The sequence below is a fragment of the Niallia oryzisoli genome (genome assembly GCF_036670025.1).
Lineage (GTDB): Bacteria > Bacillota > Bacilli > Bacillales > Cytobacillaceae > Bacillus_BD > Bacillus_BD oryzisoli.
Genome location: NZ_CP137640.1, coordinates 1,007,481 through 1,023,385, shown reverse-complemented (window position 1 = coordinate 1,023,385; position 15,905 = coordinate 1,007,481). Strand labels below are relative to the sequence as shown.

Sequence of the window (15,905 nt, the reverse complement as noted above, 5' to 3'; positions counted from 1 at the left end):
TCTAACCTTCTTTAGCAAAATTCCCATATAGAGGGTTTTCAGGTAGTCATCTGCCATATGAAAGCCCTCGACATGATAAGGATTAAAGAATTGATTATGTTAGGAGTTGAAAAAGTGGCTCTAAATATTCAACAAATGCTGTTTGAATTTTTGGGAGGTCTGGGCATATTCCTGTTTGGAATTAAATCGATGGGAGATGGCCTTCAGAATTCTGCAGGCGACAGATTAAGAGGCATCCTTGATAAATTTACGACTAATCCATTAATGGGAGTTATAGCCGGTATTTTCGTTACAGTTATTATCCAAAGCAGCTCTGCCACTACTGTTATTACTGTCGGGCTGGTTAGTGCTGGATTTATGACACTGCGGCAGGCAATTGGTGTGATTATGGGGGCCAATATTGGAACAACCATAACGGCGTTTATCATTGGGATTAATGTCGGAGAATATTCCCTCCCTATAATTGCGTTAGGTGCAATTTTTTTATTTTTCTTTAAAAAAGGAAAGAGATTAACCTATCTAGGACAAATCTTATTTGGGTTTGGTGCACTTTTCTATGGCTTAGAGTTAATGAGCAATGGAATGAAACCGCTTAGGACCTTGGAAACCTTTCATGAGTTAACCGTCGAATTGAGTGCAAATCCATTTCTCGGTGTATTCGTTGGTACTTTATTTACTCTCATCGTTCAAAGCTCAAGTGCAACAATCGGAATCTTACAAAGTATGTATGCTGAATCACTAGTAAATCTCGATGCCGCCCTGCCGGTATTATTCGGGGATAACATCGGTACGACCATTACAGCAGTTTTGGCTTCTATTGGCACAACAGTAGCAGCCAAAAGAGCAGCCGCCACCCATGTTTTGTTTAACGTATTTGGTACAGCCCTCTTTTTAATCTTTTTAGCTCCGTTTACATTACTCATTCGTTCACTCCAAGCCTTGTTAAACTTAAGCCCGGAAATGTCCATTGCTTTTGCACATGGCATTTTTAATACAACTAATACCATCCTACTGCTACCGTTTGTGTCAGTTCTTGCCTTTATCGTCACAAAGCTTATTCCTGGAAAAGATACGATGTGGAGCTATCAACCAAAGCATCTTAATCCGATCTTTATTGAGCAATCCCCCACTATAGCCCTCGGACAAGCAAAGGAAGAAGTCCTTAACATGGGAGAAATGGCTATTTTGGGTCTCGAAGAAACAAAGAATTTTATTGATTTGAAGCAAATGAAATACGCAAATAATCTGTACCAAATAGAAACTGCCATTAACCATCTTGATCAAACCATAACTGAGTATTTAATTAAACTTTCATCTGCCTCACTTTCTGTTAAAAAGTCTGAAGAGCATATTATCCTGCTGGATACCGTTCGAAATATTGAAAGAATTGGAGACCATTGTGAAAATATGATCGAATTAATAGAATTTCAAATGATCAATAAAGTGACCATGACAGATGCCGCCAAGAATGATTTAGATGAAATGTATGATCTAACCATTTCTATCGTTAAAGAGGCCATGTCAGCATTAAAACAAAATAACAAAGATACAGCCAGACAGGTAATCGAAAGAGAGACGATGATCGATGTAATGGAGCAGCAATTCCGTAAGCAGCACATTCTTCGTTTAACAGAGGGAGTTTGTACACCGAAAGCCGGAGTAATATTCATCGATATTATCAATAACCTCGAACGTATTGCTGACCATGCTGTCAACATAGCAGATGCTGTACTAGGCGAGCATAATTAATTCATGATTGCAGAGGAAATACGGACTGATAGGCTACTAACGTGACCGGTACTTGTCTGTAAGCATATAAAAGAATGAGGGAATTTAGAAATGGGGGCAGCTTATGAAAATTAGAAAAGCGATTATTCCAGCGGCTGGGCTTGGAACTCGTTTTTTACCGGCCACAAAGGCTCAGCCTAAAGAAATGCTGCCGATTGTTGATAAACCTACAATTCAATATATTGTCGAAGAGGCGGTGGCTTCAGGAATAGAAGAAATTGTTATCATCATCGGCAGAGGAAAAAGATCCATTGAGGATCATTTTGATAAATCCTATGAGTTAGAAGATGCCTTATTAAAGAAAAAACAGCTTACTAGATTAGAGGAAGTACAAAAAATATCAAATCTGGCCAATATTTATTATGTCCGTCAAAAAGAAGCAAAAGGCCTCGGCCATGCCATACTATGTGCTAAAAGCTTTATTGGTGATGAGCCTTTTGCTGTGTTGCTTGGTGATGATATCGTCATGTCGGAAACACCGTGTTTAAAGCAATTGATTAATGTATTTGAATACTGTAACAGCTCATGTATAGCTGTCCAGGGAGTTCCGGAAAGCCAAGTTCATAAATATGGCATTATTAAGCCAAAGGGAACAAATATTGATCCAAATCTCTTCTACATTGATTCACTAATAGAAAAGCCGCAAAAGGATGCTGCACCATCAAATTATGCCATTATGGGGAGATACGTATTAAGACCTGAAATCTTTGACATTTTGTCAAAGCTGCCGATCGGACATAATAATGAGCTTCAGCTTACAGATGCCATTAATGAATTGAATAAACAACAGGCAGTATTAGCCTATAACTTCGAAGGGTCCCGATATGATGTTGGTGATAAAATCGGTTTTATTAAAGCGACATTAGATTTTGCTTTACAACGGGAAGACATCAAGGAAGAGGTCCTTTCCTACTTAAAAGCGATTGCTAAGAAAGAGATTATGTTAAAGGAAGAGACTGATTAATATGAAAATAGCTGTTTTGGGTACTGGTTACGTCGGTCTGTCTACTGGTGTTTGTTTATCCGAAGTTGGCCATCATGTTATTTGCATCGATATTGACGATCAAAAAATTAACCGGCTCCGTCAAGGAATTTCACCTATTTATGAACCTGGACTGGAGGACCTGCTTACAAAAAATACTGCTGCAGGAAATCTGCAATTTACTACCTCCCACCAGGAAGGAATAGAGAATGCAGAAGTCATTATTATTGCCGTAGGAACTCCGCAAAGAAATGATGGTGCAGCAGACTTATCCTATCTCTTACAAGCGGCAAAAGATGTATCAGCCCACCTCAAGCCAGATTCCATTGTCGTAATCAAAAGCACCGTTCCGGTTGGTACAAATGATTATGTTAAAAGCATTATCACGAATCATACCAAAAAGCCTTTTAAAATGGTTTCCAACCCTGAGTTTTTAAGACAAGGTTCAGCTATAAAGGATACGATGAAGGCTGACCGAATTATCATAGGCTCTGAAGACAAAGAAGCTGCTTTAAAAATACAAGAAATGTATCGTCCATTAAATGTTCCGATCCTGATGACAAATGTGCGAAGTGCAGAAATGATCAAGTATGCTTCAAATGCATTTTTAGCAACCAAAATCAGTTTCATCAATGAGATAGCGAATTTATGTGAGGCAGTCGGAGCCAATATTATTGATGTGGCAAATGGGATGGGAAAAGATAAACGAATCGGAGAAGCCTTTCTGCAAGCGGGTATTGGCTATGGCGGTTCCTGCTTTCCTAAAGATGTGAAGGCATTGCTTCATACTGCAGGCTTACATGGTGTCGACTTTTCCCTATTAAGAGAAACCATAGCCATCAATGATGAACAGCAAAAGCTTCTTTTCACAAAAGCATGCAGCCGTCTGAAGCAATTAAAAGATAAAAAAATTGCGATGCTTGGTCTTTCATTTAAGCCTGAAACGGATGATATGAGAGAAGCTCCTTCAATTAAAATCGCCCATCTTTTACATGAAGCTGAAGCGAAAGTTGTTGCCTATGACCCGGTTGCGAAGGACAATGCAAAAAAAATACTGGGGGATACAATCGAATATGCCAGTTCAGTCGATCAAGCAATTGAAAATGCAGATGCAGTCTTTATTGTGACAGAATGGAATGAATTTAAGCAATTAGATTTGACGGAAGTCACAAAACATATGAAACAGCCAATTATTTTTGACGGCAGAAACTGTTTTGAAGAAAATAAAATTAGAGCATGTTCCAAGATTGAATATTACCCTGTCGGAAAACCGGCTATTGTGGTTGGGTTGGATACCTAATAATATGAAAAAAAAGCGAACAGTTCTCATTTTGAACTGTTCGCTTTTTTGATTAAATAAACATATCAAGAATCAATACACCAGCAAGTCCAACAAGGGAAATTATCGTAACCATAATGGACCAAGTTTTAATCGTTTGTCCAATTGTCAGATTGAAATATTCCTTATAAATCCAGAAACCTGCATCATTAACATGTGAGAAGGTAACGCTTCCAGCACCGGCTGCTAGAACCATTAACTCTGGACTTACACCTGTCGTTGCAACAAGCGGTGCGGCGATTCCTGCTGCCGTCATACCTGCTACTGTTGCAGAACCTATTGCTACCCTTAAAATAGCTGCAATCAGCCATGCTAATAACAATGGAGAAAGGGTTGATCCGGCCATAATATCTGAAATATATTTATCAATATGGCTGTCAATCAGTACTTGTTTAAAAGCACCACCGGCAGCAATAATTAATAAGATCATAGCAATACCGCTAACGGATTCTGTAAGGGATTGCATAATTTCGGACATTTTTATGCCTCGATTAAGACCAAATGTAAAGATAGCGACAATAACAGAAATCAATAATGCTACGTTTGCATTTCCGATAAAATCAACTACCGGCATAATCGCTGATTCAGGAGCAAAGATTTCTACAAACGCTTGCAAAGCAATCAAAATAACTGGTAAAAGTGCAGTAAGAATACTAATACCAAACTTAGGCATTTCTTCTTCAGAAAATTCTTTTGGGCTAAATAATCCTTTTGGAATTTCAATCTCAAGGGATTCTTTTTTAAAGAATTTAGTATATACAGGACCCGCTAACGTAAATGCAGGTATTGCAATGATAATCCCTAAGATTAACGTCTTTCCAATATTTGCTCCAAATACATCTGCCACAGCTGTTGGTCCTGGGTGTGGAGGCACAAAACCATGCATCGTAATTAGTGCTGCAATGACCGGCATACCAATATATAAAACTGGAACTCCAGCCGCAGTAGCGATTGTAAATACTAACGGAATTAATACAACAACACCAGTTTCAAAGAATAAAGCAATACCTACAATTGCGGCTGTAATAACAGCTGCCAACTGAACTCTTTTTTCCCCAAAAGCCTTAATCAATGTCGTCGCGATGCGCTGAGCCCCGCCGGAATCTGTCATTAGCTTACCAAGTACACCACCAAAGATAATAACCATGGTAAGATGACCAAGGGTTGAACCTAAACCGGTTTCAATTGATGCAACTGCATCAATCGGGGACATTCCCTCTAATACCCCAACGATAAGCGACACAAGAATCAGTGACACAAAAGCATTTAGCTTTAAAATAACCATTAATATTAATAATAGTGCAACCCCGATGGTAACCGAGATAATTGGCATAGTTAACCCTCTTCCCTTTTATAAAGTAATAAAATAGGGCTAACCCTTTTTAGTGTCTGACGCGCAGAAAAGAATTTTAATCTTGATGATTAATGTAATCGTGTTGTGACATTCTTATCAACTTTGACAACTTTTAAAGGTTAGCCGCTTTTCCCCAGATATTACGAAATTGTAATTATTTATTACTTAACATTTCAGCAACTTCTCTTAAATCTGTCTTTGTTCCTACATTCCCTGGGAAGATCACATAGGTCATACCAGGAAATTTACTTTCACTTCCTGTCGTCCAAACTGGAATTCCAGGTCTAACTTGTCCTGCTACTGTTGCTCTTTGAACTTCCAGCCCTTTTGTTCCGATATCGCTAGACGTAATTCCGCCTTTAGCGATAATAAAATTTGGTTTTACCTCTAACCTTTTTACGATACTCGTTACAGCATCAGAGATTTGAACAGATAACTTTAATTCTTCTTCCTTTTTCCCTTCGCCAAGGTCAAGTCTTTCACGTCTTGTATAAACCGCTACGTTCTTACCTTCACGAATGAAGCGATTGGTTTCTTGAACGACTCTATCAAGTTCACGTTGAAATTCTTCTGGCTCTAATACTAGATGTACGTTAAATTCAATGAACTCAAGAGCATCTGACGTTTTCAGTTCTTCCAATTGTTCAGTTGTTTTTTTAACATGAGATCCGATAATGACTAGACCGCCATGATTAGAATCTTCCTTTACAAGTTCTTCTCTTGTTAATAATGCCTTGTCAGGCACACCGCCGATTACTTTTGTAAGTGCAGCTGCACTTCTGAACATGAAGTTCTTTCCTTTATTCATAGCTCTAACTAAAGCAATGACAAATATTTTCACGTCGACATAATCAACAGCATTAACAATGACTTTATTGAAATTTTCCACTGCAAGTAACTGCTGTTCGATTGTTTCAATATCCAGATTACGTAGACTTTCAAGCGTAATATATGTCATGTTCTCCGCTTTGTATTCACCCTGTGACTTCTCTTCTGCATATTCACCCAAGTGGGATTTTGTATAGCCAAAAGTACGGTCCTTAGCAAATTCTGTTTTCCCTGCAGGAACCAAATATTCATCCATTTGTACATAGTGGACGTTATCAATTGTGAAGCGGCCTCCCTCTTTAAAGAAAGGAATGATTACTTCACCGTCAAATTTAACACTTGAGTTTGCTTCCACTGTTTCTTTTAATACTTTTGTTTCCAGCGGGTAGTGACCTCTTAAAGTAGAATCACCGCGGCTGATGATGGTGAAATCCTGATTGGTTTTCTTCGCCACTTTAACGATATTGGCTGCAATTTCCTGATGCGCCTTTTCTGTTTCAGCAGCAGTAAATCCACGGGAGTTGGTTAAAATAAAAAACATTGAGTTTTCTTCAGCAAATCCTTTCTCAATACTGTCCTCTGTCCAGTCAGTATAAACAGAAATTCCGTGAACGGTTTGCACTCCGGTTGGATCATCGTCAAGAACAATTATCTTTTTATTTAGAGCTTGAAGCTCTTTTTCAATCATTTCAACAACGATACTTGTTTCCACAGACTTTATATGACTAAATGCTTCTTCAACTAATCTTTTATTTTCATTCATTGTTTACGCCTTCTTTACTACAACATTTGCAAGTTTTTCATAATATTGAACAATGCCGCCGTGGTCATCCATAATTTTCCCATCTGCCTTCAGTGCATGGAAAATTTCAAGCAGCTGGCTTGATAATGGAAGCGGAACATCGATATCATGCGCAGTTTCCATAACGTTTGTAATATCTTTCATATTGATGGCCATCGTACCGCCAGGAACAAAGTTTCTCTCTAGTATCAACGGAACCTTTGCATCAAGAACCGCACTGCCTGCTAGTCCGCCTCTAATGGCTTCGTACATTTTTGCAATATCAATACCTGCTTTTGCTGCTAATACTAACGCTTCAGACATCGCAGCAATGTTAAGGTTTACAATAATTTGATTAGCTAATTTTGCAGTAACACCACAGCCGCTGTCACCAACTAACGTGACGGCTTTCCCCATGTCATATAGAACGGGTTTTGCACTTTCAAAAACCTCTTCCTTACCGCCAACCATTATCGCTAATGTACCGTTAATTGCTCCCGGCTCTCCGCCGCTGACAGGTGCATCAAGGAATCCAACACCTTTTTTCGCAGCTTCTTCTGCAAGCTGTTTGGAAACGGTAGGAGTAATTGAACTCATATCAATAATAATAGATCCTTCTTTGGCTCCCGCTAAAATACCATTTTCATCCAAAACGACGCTTTGTACATGTTTTGATGCAGGAAGCATCGTAATAATAATCTCACTTTTTTCGGCTGCTTCTTTAGCTGTTGCTGCTGCGGTTGCACCTGCTTCTACCACTGTTTTCACAGCGTCCTGATTTAAATCATTAATAGTTAATGTATGTCCAGCTTTAATTAGATTTAATGCCATCGGTTTCCCCATAATTCCTAGTCCGATAAACCCAATATTTCTTGTCATGTTGTTTCCCCCCAGCTAGTTAAATAATAAACACTCGATACTTTAAAAGATTGGAAAACCTAGAAAGTGATCCAATTATTAATAGATTCCGTAAGCAATCGCTTACAACGCGATTACAAAAAATATTGTATACTAGTTTTTATTTTTTGTATACAGTTTTTCGTGATTTTGTATACATTTTTTATTATTTTGTACGCAGATGTTTTTTTACGATTAATTTGGTATTATATAGATTAGGATGAATACTGAGGTGAATCTAGTGCTTGAAAGTCATAGCTCCCGTCCAGCTTACCATCAATGTTATGAAGTACTAAGGGATCGGATTTTAACAGGTGAAATTCCGGGCGGAACAAAAATTGTAGAAGAAAAAATCGCAGCCGAATTAGGTGTCAGCAGAACCCCCATTAGGGAATCCATTCGAAAATTAGAAAATGAAGGTCTAATCGTAAAGAAAAGAGTGGTTAAGCCAACCGAAAAGGATTTACGCAATATGTTCCAGGTTCGGATCCTCCTTGAAGGGTATTCAGCAAAATGTGCTGCCACCTTTTTAAAAGATAAAGAAATAGAGAAACTCTTTGAATATGTTCAGATTGGAAAAACAGGAACAAAAGAAGAAGTTATGAATGCTAACGAGCGTTTTCATAATGATATTGTCAATGCCAGTCATAACCCTGTTATGATCGATATTATTGACCGAATGCAGGCCATTATTTATCTATTTAGAAAAACAGTTGTTATTTATAATCGTCCCCATTTGATCGAAGAGCATGAAGAAATTTATCATGCCATCCTTGCCAGGGATGGCGATACTGCTGAAAGGCTGATGAAAAAACATTTAGAAACAGATTTAAATTTTTATTTGCATGTCATGAGTAATCAATAATTCAAAAAATGCACAAGAGATTTCATAAGAAATCCCCTGTGCATTTTTTATTTTGTAGATAATAAACGAACAAATTTAGTCATAACCGGCTCCATAGAAAGCTGCATTTCTGACATGATTGTGGAAAGATGTTCGATTTGTTTTTTCTCAATAAACTTCTCTAAATAAGAAACAGCTGCAATTGAAACCTCTGTATTCACATTTACTTTGCATATTCCTAGTTGAATCGCTTTCTTTAAAATGTCTTCTGGCGTTCCAGATCCTCCATGAAGAACGAGAGGGATATTAACTGCAATACGAATCTCATCTAAAAGAGCAAGGTCAATCTTTGGTTCTCCTTGGTACATGCCGTGAACAGTACCTATAGCCGCTGCTAAAAAGTCAACACCTGTAGCTGCAACGAACTCTTTAGCTGATTGCGGGTCAGTCAATGTTCCATTCCCTTCCTCTTCATCCGAGAATGCTCCCCGCGCAACAGATCCAATCTCAGCTTCAACAGAGACTCCCGCCATATGCGCGATTTCTACTATCTCTTTTGTATAGGCTATATTTTGATCCAGTTCATATTTTGATCCATCATACATCACAGAGGTAAACCCGCATCGAATCGCACGAATAATGGATTCCTTCTCATAAGCGTGGTCCAAATGAAGTGCAACTGGTATACGAGTTTTTTCTGCCATTACTTTCACTAATGCAGCAAAGCCTTCAACATCTACTGTAGGAAAGTATCTTTCACCTAAAGCAATAATGACAGGCTGATTTTCCTTTTCAGCAACCTTAATGGCAGCTTGAACTGTTTCTAAGTTATAAACATTAAATGCTGCAACCGCATAGTTATTCTGTAGAGCATTTAGTAAAATTTCTTTTGTGTTCACTAGCATTTTATTCGCTCCTTTTTATTAAAAAAATTACGACAGATTAATTGTATACAAATTATTATTTTTTGTATACATTTTTTACCTTAATAAAAGAAGCCAAGTAAAACAAATAATAGATTTATATGCTTGACAAAAATCGTTTTCTAAACGATAATTAATATAAATTAATAATAATTATAAATAAATAACATTTTAGGACACAAACTAACAAATGATATTACTAAGAAAGAACCGCAATTTGTTCACACTTTTTCAAATTAAGTACATCAACAAAAATGTATAATAATGTTATCGCCAAATAAAGGAGGACACGATTCATGATATTAGATGCAGAAATTAAAACACAATTATCTCAATACCTACAGCTTATGGAAGGTAAAGTACAAATTAAAGTAAGCGCGGGGAATGATGACGTTTCACGAGATATGACCGCTTTAGCAGATGAATTAGCGACAATGTCGTCCAACATAAAGGTAGAGAACACAACATTAGAAAGAACTCCTAGTTTTAGCATAAATCGTCCTGGTGAAGACACTGGAATCACATTTGCCGGTATCCCGCTTGGTCACGAATTTACTTCATTGGTTTTAGCCCTCTTGCAAGTGAGTGGCAGAGCTCCAAAAGTGGACCAAAAAGTCATCGATCAGATTAAAGCTATTAAAGGTGACTATCATTTTGAAACATATGCCAGCTTAAGCTGCCATAACTGTCCTGATGTCGTTCAAGCCCTTAACGTGATGAGTCTTCTGAATCCTGGCATTACCCATACAATGATTGATGGTGCTGTGTATCGTGAGGAAGTGGAAGCAAAAGATATCATGGCAGTTCCTACTGTTTATTTAAATGGAGAATTCTTTAACAGCGGCCGGATGTCACTTGAAGAAATTCTTGTAAAACTTGGCAGTGGACCGGATGCTTCCGAGTTTGCAAATAAAGAACCTTATGATGTTCTTATTGTTGGAGGCGGTCCTGCAGGTGCGAGCGCAGCAATTTATTCGGCACGTAAAGGAATACGTACTGGTATTGTCGCTGATCGTTTTGGCGGTCAGGTATTAGATACAGTAGGAATTGAAAACTTGATTACTGTGAACTATACAGAAGGCCCTAAGCTCGCAGCGACGCTAGAAGAACATGTCAAACAATATAACGTGGACATTATGAATTTACAGCGTGCCAAAAGATTAGAAAAGAAAGATTTCATTGAAGTTGAACTAGAAAACGGTGCTGTCCTAAAAAGTAAAACTGTTATCCTTTCAACAGGTGCCCGTTGGCGTAATGCCGATGTACCTGGTGAAGCAGAGTTTAAAAATAAAGGGATTGCCTACTGTGCCCACTGCGATGGCCCATTATTTGCAGGAAAACACGTTGCCGTCATTGGCGGAGGAAATTCAGGGGTAGAAGCAGCAATTGATTTAGCAGGTATAGTTAAACATGTTACTCTTCTTGCCAGATCAGAGGTAAAAGCAGACCCTGTACTGCAGGATCGCGTGCGCAGTCTTCCTAACGTAACGATTATTGAACAAGCGCAGATTAAAGAAATCACCGGTACAGACAAAGTAAACGGTGTTACCTACATCGATCGCAGGACTAACGAAGAACATCATATTGAACTACAAGGAGTATTTGTTCAAATCGGTACCATTCCAAATACAGAATGGCTTCGCGGCTCCGTAGAGCTTAGTCGTAATGGTGAAGTCATTGTTGATAAATCCGGATCAACGAATATTCCGGGTATATATGCAGCTGGAGATTGTACAGACAGCAAGTTCAAACAAATCATTATTTCAATGGGATCGGGCGCAACAGCAGCTTTAGGTGCCTTTGAATATCTGATTAGAAATTAATGTTAACTAGGGGCTGTCTCACAGCCCCTTCTCTTTTCCGCCATATTTTCCCAAACAAAAAAGAAATTGAACATAAAGTCCACTATTTTGCTATTAATTTCTGTCGAACAAGTGCAATCAATAATAAAAATAATGGAATAATCGTTTGGACAATGGGTCCATAAAAGGGAAGCACAAAAATAAGATAAGAGGTATATATTGCCGTACTTGGTATTGACCAAAAAGCAATTTCTATAAAGATAATCGTAAATGGCCATATAACAACCCGGTAGTCTGAAAGGTTTAGCAACTGTGCAGTTCCTAAAGCAGCCGCATAATAAAAAACAGAGATTTTGATAAAAGCTCCTACAATCCAAACGGCCATGGCAGCCGATTCCAGGTTTTCAAAAAAATCAGCAAGACTGATGTATCGCGATACATTCAATAAAGGAAAATTCCTAGAAGAAGTCGTTGAACCTAATACAAAAAGAACAGTCAAATTAACCACAACTAACGTCACCATTACAGCTAAAACAGTTAGCACCCCATATTTTCTAGCTTTGTTTACATCTGTTAAGAATGGCAGAAGAAAAATAATCAGAAAAAATTCCGAATACCATCCTCCTGGTATAATTGATCCCTGGATTGGAGGCATAATTCCTTCACTTAATATGGGAAATATATTTTTCATATCATAGTCAGGGCTTAATAAAATGACAAGAATAAAGATTGGCACGACAAACAAAGGTATAAATAACTGAGCAAGTCTCCCTAATACTTCAAGTCCTCCTTGCACAGCAATTGCACAAAGCAGCACCATCGTTGACATAATGACACTAATCGGAGTATTAATCAAAAAAGAACTAACAATAAATTCACTGTACCCTCTAATGATATGCCCAGTAGACAGAAGGTAAAAGCTAAGGATAAAGAAACTGATTATTTTTCCTGCAAACCGACCTACAATTTGTTCACTGAATTGAATCACGGTTTTCTTTGGATAAAGTTTATGTAATTCATAGGCAATATAGACCGTTACAAATCCGATAACAGACGCGAGAATGGGAGATATCCACAAATCATTCTTTGCATATTTCGCCACAATACTTGGTACTGAGATAATACTCGTAGCTATAATGGCAGGATATAATAACATTGCCATCTGTAAGGATGAAATTTTTCCTTTCTTCATTATTTTTTCCTTTCCTTGTGCAAAGTAAAAGAATCAAAATCATTATTACTAAGATTCTAAGAGGGGTGCAAATGGTTTAAAAAGTTCTTTTAACCATGTCACTGGTCCTGAAATATGTGGGAGATCGAACATGGAAAGTCCCCAACCGATAAACAGCAAAATGAAAAAGACCAATTTTTCCTTTTTAGAGTACTTTTTTATTCTCGGCCATTGAATGATCATCATTATTGAAATAATAAGCGTTGTTCCGAAAAATGCTCCCCATCTCATTTATGCTTCACCTCTTCATCTGGTATTGCTCCTGGCTTATTTGTAAAACCTTCCCTGCGAATATGAGTCATAACGTTAATGGTTACGTCCACTTCCGGAAACAGCTCATCCCAGCGGTTTTCAACTATTTTCCATTCTTTTGGATATTCCCGATAGAATTCCTCAGAAAAACCAACAATATCCGCACGCAGCCCATGCTGTATTTTCTTAAGGGCCTCTTTGATACGATTTTCAATACTTTTTTGATAGGCAAGTTCTACCTTTTCCAACAACTTTGGATCTTCAAAATTAAAATTTGTTTCATTTTGTATTATAGCCCCTTCTGTATTTACATCCACAATCATTTCCCATTTTCCATCATGGATTCGAGGGATCAAATGAACACGTGCTGATACCGGATTCAAAGACACAAGCCCTTCCTCATCTTCAATCTCGACACTTACTGTATATCCCTTAATTTCATCCCTTAGCCATAAAACACCTCTTGTTTCAGCTTCCGTAATCGTTCCAATCATTTGATCCTTTTTAAAAACGGCCGTTCCATCAATATGAGCATACTTAACTGCTTTTCCTTCACTTGGCTGCTCTGCAATTTTAACGAATGGAATGGCAGCGCCTTGAGCTATGCCTACGATCATTTCATCAACATCTTGGAGGGTGATTTGCAACCCGACACGAAAGTTTGTTACTTCACGTAAAACTTCCGAAGAATACCTTTCTAGATTAGGCACTAGTTCAAGAAGATTCTTTGCCTTCCCCTCACTGATATAGATATAGGCTCTTTCCCTAGGCTCTGGATGACGGAGCATATAATCTATATGCTCTTGAATTCCCTGTTTTGCCAATGCCTCTTCAAAAATAAACACTTTGCATTGTCCCCAAAAAATTTCACGAGGAAGTTTCCCTTGAAGCTTAGAAATAGCATCTGCAATATTTTTTCCTGTTTGAGATGCTGTTACTGTCATTTTCCCGCCCCCGCTTCCACTAGCTTGCCCTCCCCCGCTGCCTAGTGTTTTCGGTATAAATATTTGGAGAGAGAGTTCGATTTGATTATCATCTTTTTTATCTATGGCAGCTCCTGTGACAATCGCCAAATCATTGACTTCCACTCGATCCCAGCATCCACTTAAGACAAGAATTGACATACAAGTAAATAACAAAAGAAGGATCCTTTTCATGAAGTGTTGTCCATTCCCTTTCTCCAACCAGTTTTATTTCCCTTCCATTACTTTTACCCTTAATCACCACCCTTTTCAGGACTCGGTGCTTGCCCCGAGACCTGACGGTACAAATTAGATTCTCCGGTAAAGTGAGGACGAGTATCCATCATCCACAAAGGAGATCTCCATAGAATGTCTTTCAGCTCACGGCTTTTTAGTGGTGCCAGCGGAGATAAATACGGCACACCGAAGGAGCGTAAGGTGCATAAATGAATGGCTATAGTAATCACTCCCAACATAATGCCAAGTAAACCTAAGCTGGATGCAAGCAGCATAATTGGAAAACGCAGCATCCGAATTGCAATTCCAGCAACATATCGAGGAATCATAAAGGAAGAGATTCCTGTAATCGCTACGATAATGACCATGGGCGCTGAAACCAACCCTGCCTGAACGGCAGCTTGACCTATTACAAGTGCTCCAACAATGCTGACCGCTGAGCCAATCTGTTTCGGTAATCTAACGCCTGCCTCCCGCAATGCTTCAAACGCAACTTCCATAAGCAGCGCTTCAACAATGGCCGGAAAAGGAACGGCTTCCCGAGAAGCAGCTATGCTTAAAAGCAGCTGTGGGGGGACCATCTCATGATGGAACGTCAGAACAGCCACGTATAAGGAAGGCAATAATAGAGAGATTCCTAAAAATAAATACCGCAACCAACGAATAATCGTTCCCATCATGAATCGTTGATAGTAATCTTCATGTGATTGAAGCAAAGAAAAAAAAGTAGCTGGAGCAATTAAACTAAAGGGGGTTCCTTCTACTAGTATCACTGCCCGCCCCTCTAAAAGATTTGAGCAGGCTATATCCGGCCGTTCTGTCGTCATGATTTGTGGGAAAGGTGAAAATGGATTATCCTCAATCATTTCTTCAATATATCCACTTTCTAATATTCCATCAATTTTTATTCGCTTCAGACGATTCATGATCTCCTCGATTAACGTTTTATCAGCAACACCCTCAATATAGGCGATTACAATGTTTGTTCTCGAGTAACTTCCAATTGTCATAGATTGCATTTTAAGAGCCGGACTTTTGATAATACGCCGCAACAGAGAAGTTCCTATCGCAATCGATTCCGTAAAACCTTCTCGTGAACCTCTAATTCCCCCCTCTGCAACGGGTTCTTCCATCGCTCGCTGCTCCCGTTTAGCCAAACCTAAGGAATAAGCATTCACATCCCCTTCACACAAAAGAAGGGGATTTCCATTTGAAATTGAATCAATACAATCTGCCACAGCATTTACTTTGTTTACCTTCGAGACAGGCATTTTATGTTCGAGATACTTATTTAAGGAACCAAATTCATTAGTGGATTCCTCCATGAAAGGAATAAGCACAAAATTCTCAATTCCCTCAACATCTGAAAGGCCCTCAATATAAATAAGCATCGCTTTCTGTTGTCCAAAAATAAAGAACGAACGAAATATAACATCTGAACAATTATGATAGATTGAACGAAAGGTTTCGATATCTTGATCTAAATTGCCAGAAAGAGCTTCCTTAGGTTTCGAATTTTCTTGACTGTTTGATGACATCGGCTTCTTTTCTTTCTTTTTCTTTAGCAATTTATCAATATTACGAATCAAGCAGATCCCCCTCTTATTGCAAATTCGATCATTCCTTTTTTCTAGAATTCTTCATTTGGGTTTATTTTATACAATAAACCCAAATATAGGAATGGA

Annotated in this window: 13 protein-coding genes; 5 read left to right on the top strand and 8 right to left on the bottom strand. The window is 38.4% G+C overall.

Features of this window, described 5'->3' with window-relative positions:
* The first annotated feature begins 96 nt into the window (after window positions 1-96).
* The 3 genes from R4Z09_RS05165 to R4Z09_RS05155 all read left to right on the top strand — a co-directional run bounded on the left by R4Z09_RS05165 (window position 97) and on the right by R4Z09_RS05155 (window position 4,070).
* Complete coding sequence (locus R4Z09_RS05165; RefSeq protein ID WP_422392286.1) at window positions 97-1,749, top strand: Na/Pi cotransporter family protein; 1,653 nt, start codon at window positions 97-99, stop codon at window positions 1,747-1,749.
* A 103-nt stretch (window positions 1,750-1,852) separates the two neighbouring features.
* Window positions 1,853-2,752 carry a UTP--glucose-1-phosphate uridylyltransferase GalU gene (gene galU, locus R4Z09_RS05160; RefSeq protein WP_338451275.1) on the top strand — a complete coding sequence of 300 codons (900 nt, stop codon included), beginning with the start codon at window positions 1,853-1,855 and terminating at the stop codon, window positions 2,750-2,752.
* Between the two features lies 1 nt (window position 2,753).
* Window positions 2,754-4,070, top strand: a complete 1,317-nt coding sequence (locus R4Z09_RS05155; RefSeq protein WP_338451274.1) for a UDP-glucose/GDP-mannose dehydrogenase family protein — start codon at window positions 2,754-2,756, stop codon at window positions 4,068-4,070.
* Between the two features lie 52 nt (window positions 4,071-4,122).
* On the opposite strand, the gene R4Z09_RS05150 is transcribed toward R4Z09_RS05155, so the two are convergent.
* The 3 genes from R4Z09_RS05150 to garR form a co-directional block, all read right to left on the bottom strand.
* Window positions 4,123-5,442 carry a gluconate:H+ symporter gene (locus R4Z09_RS05150; RefSeq protein ID WP_338451273.1) on the bottom strand — a complete coding sequence of 440 codons (1,320 nt, stop codon included), beginning with the start codon at window positions 5,440-5,442 and terminating at the stop codon, window positions 4,123-4,125.
* A gap of 175 nt (window positions 5,443-5,617) precedes the next feature.
* A complete protein-coding gene (locus R4Z09_RS05145; RefSeq protein ID WP_338451272.1) occupies window positions 5,618-7,054 on the bottom strand; it encodes a four-carbon acid sugar kinase family protein in 1,437 nt (478 codons plus the stop codon).
* A gap of 3 nt (window positions 7,055-7,057) precedes the next feature.
* Complete coding sequence (gene garR / locus R4Z09_RS05140; RefSeq protein ID WP_338451271.1) at window positions 7,058-7,951, bottom strand: 2-hydroxy-3-oxopropionate reductase; 894 nt, start codon at window positions 7,949-7,951, stop codon at window positions 7,058-7,060.
* Between the two features lie 259 nt (window positions 7,952-8,210).
* Here garR and R4Z09_RS05135 point away from each other — a divergent pair, with 259 nt between their 5' ends.
* Window positions 8,211-8,834: a GntR family transcriptional regulator gene (locus tag R4Z09_RS05135; RefSeq protein WP_338453204.1), complete on the top strand. Its 624-nt coding sequence runs from the start codon at window positions 8,211-8,213 to the stop codon at window positions 8,832-8,834.
* Window positions 8,835-8,881: 47 nt separating this feature from the next.
* Here R4Z09_RS05135 and R4Z09_RS05130 read toward each other — a convergent pair whose 3' ends face one another.
* The gene (locus R4Z09_RS05130; RefSeq protein WP_338451270.1) at window positions 8,882-9,718 is read right to left on the bottom strand and encodes a class II fructose-bisphosphate aldolase; all 837 of its coding nucleotides are present in this window, start codon (window positions 9,716-9,718) and stop codon (window positions 8,882-8,884) included.
* 314 nt (window positions 9,719-10,032) lie between these two features.
* On the opposite strand from R4Z09_RS05130, the gene ahpF reads away from it, so the two are divergent.
* Entirely contained in the window at window positions 10,033-11,559 is a 1,527-nt protein-coding gene (ahpF, locus tag R4Z09_RS05125) for an alkyl hydroperoxide reductase subunit F (protein WP_338451269.1), read from the top strand.
* An 82-nt stretch (window positions 11,560-11,641) separates the two neighbouring features.
* Here the strand turns inward: ahpF and R4Z09_RS05120 are convergent, their stop codons facing one another.
* From R4Z09_RS05120 to R4Z09_RS05105, 4 genes are read right to left on the bottom strand one after another with little or no spacing between them, the layout of a single operon-like run.
* The gene (locus R4Z09_RS05120; protein WP_338451268.1) at window positions 11,642-12,730 is read right to left on the bottom strand and encodes an endospore germination permease; all 1,089 of its coding nucleotides are present in this window, start codon (window positions 12,728-12,730) and stop codon (window positions 11,642-11,644) included.
* 48 nt (window positions 12,731-12,778) lie between these two features.
* Window positions 12,779-13,000 (bottom strand): hypothetical protein, encoded by a 222-nt coding sequence (locus R4Z09_RS05115; protein ID WP_338451267.1) that lies wholly within the window; start codon window positions 12,998-13,000, stop codon window positions 12,779-12,781.
* A complete protein-coding gene (locus R4Z09_RS05110) occupies window positions 12,997-14,178 on the bottom strand; it encodes a Ger(x)C family spore germination protein (protein WP_338451266.1) in 1,182 nt (393 codons plus the stop codon). Before R4Z09_RS05110 ends, R4Z09_RS05115 begins: the two co-directional genes overlap by 4 nt.
* A gap of 59 nt (window positions 14,179-14,237) precedes the next feature.
* Entirely contained in the window at window positions 14,238-15,758 is a 1,521-nt protein-coding gene (locus tag R4Z09_RS05105) for a spore germination protein (RefSeq protein ID WP_338453203.1), read from the bottom strand.
* Between the last annotated feature and the right edge of the window lie 147 nt (window positions 15,759-15,905).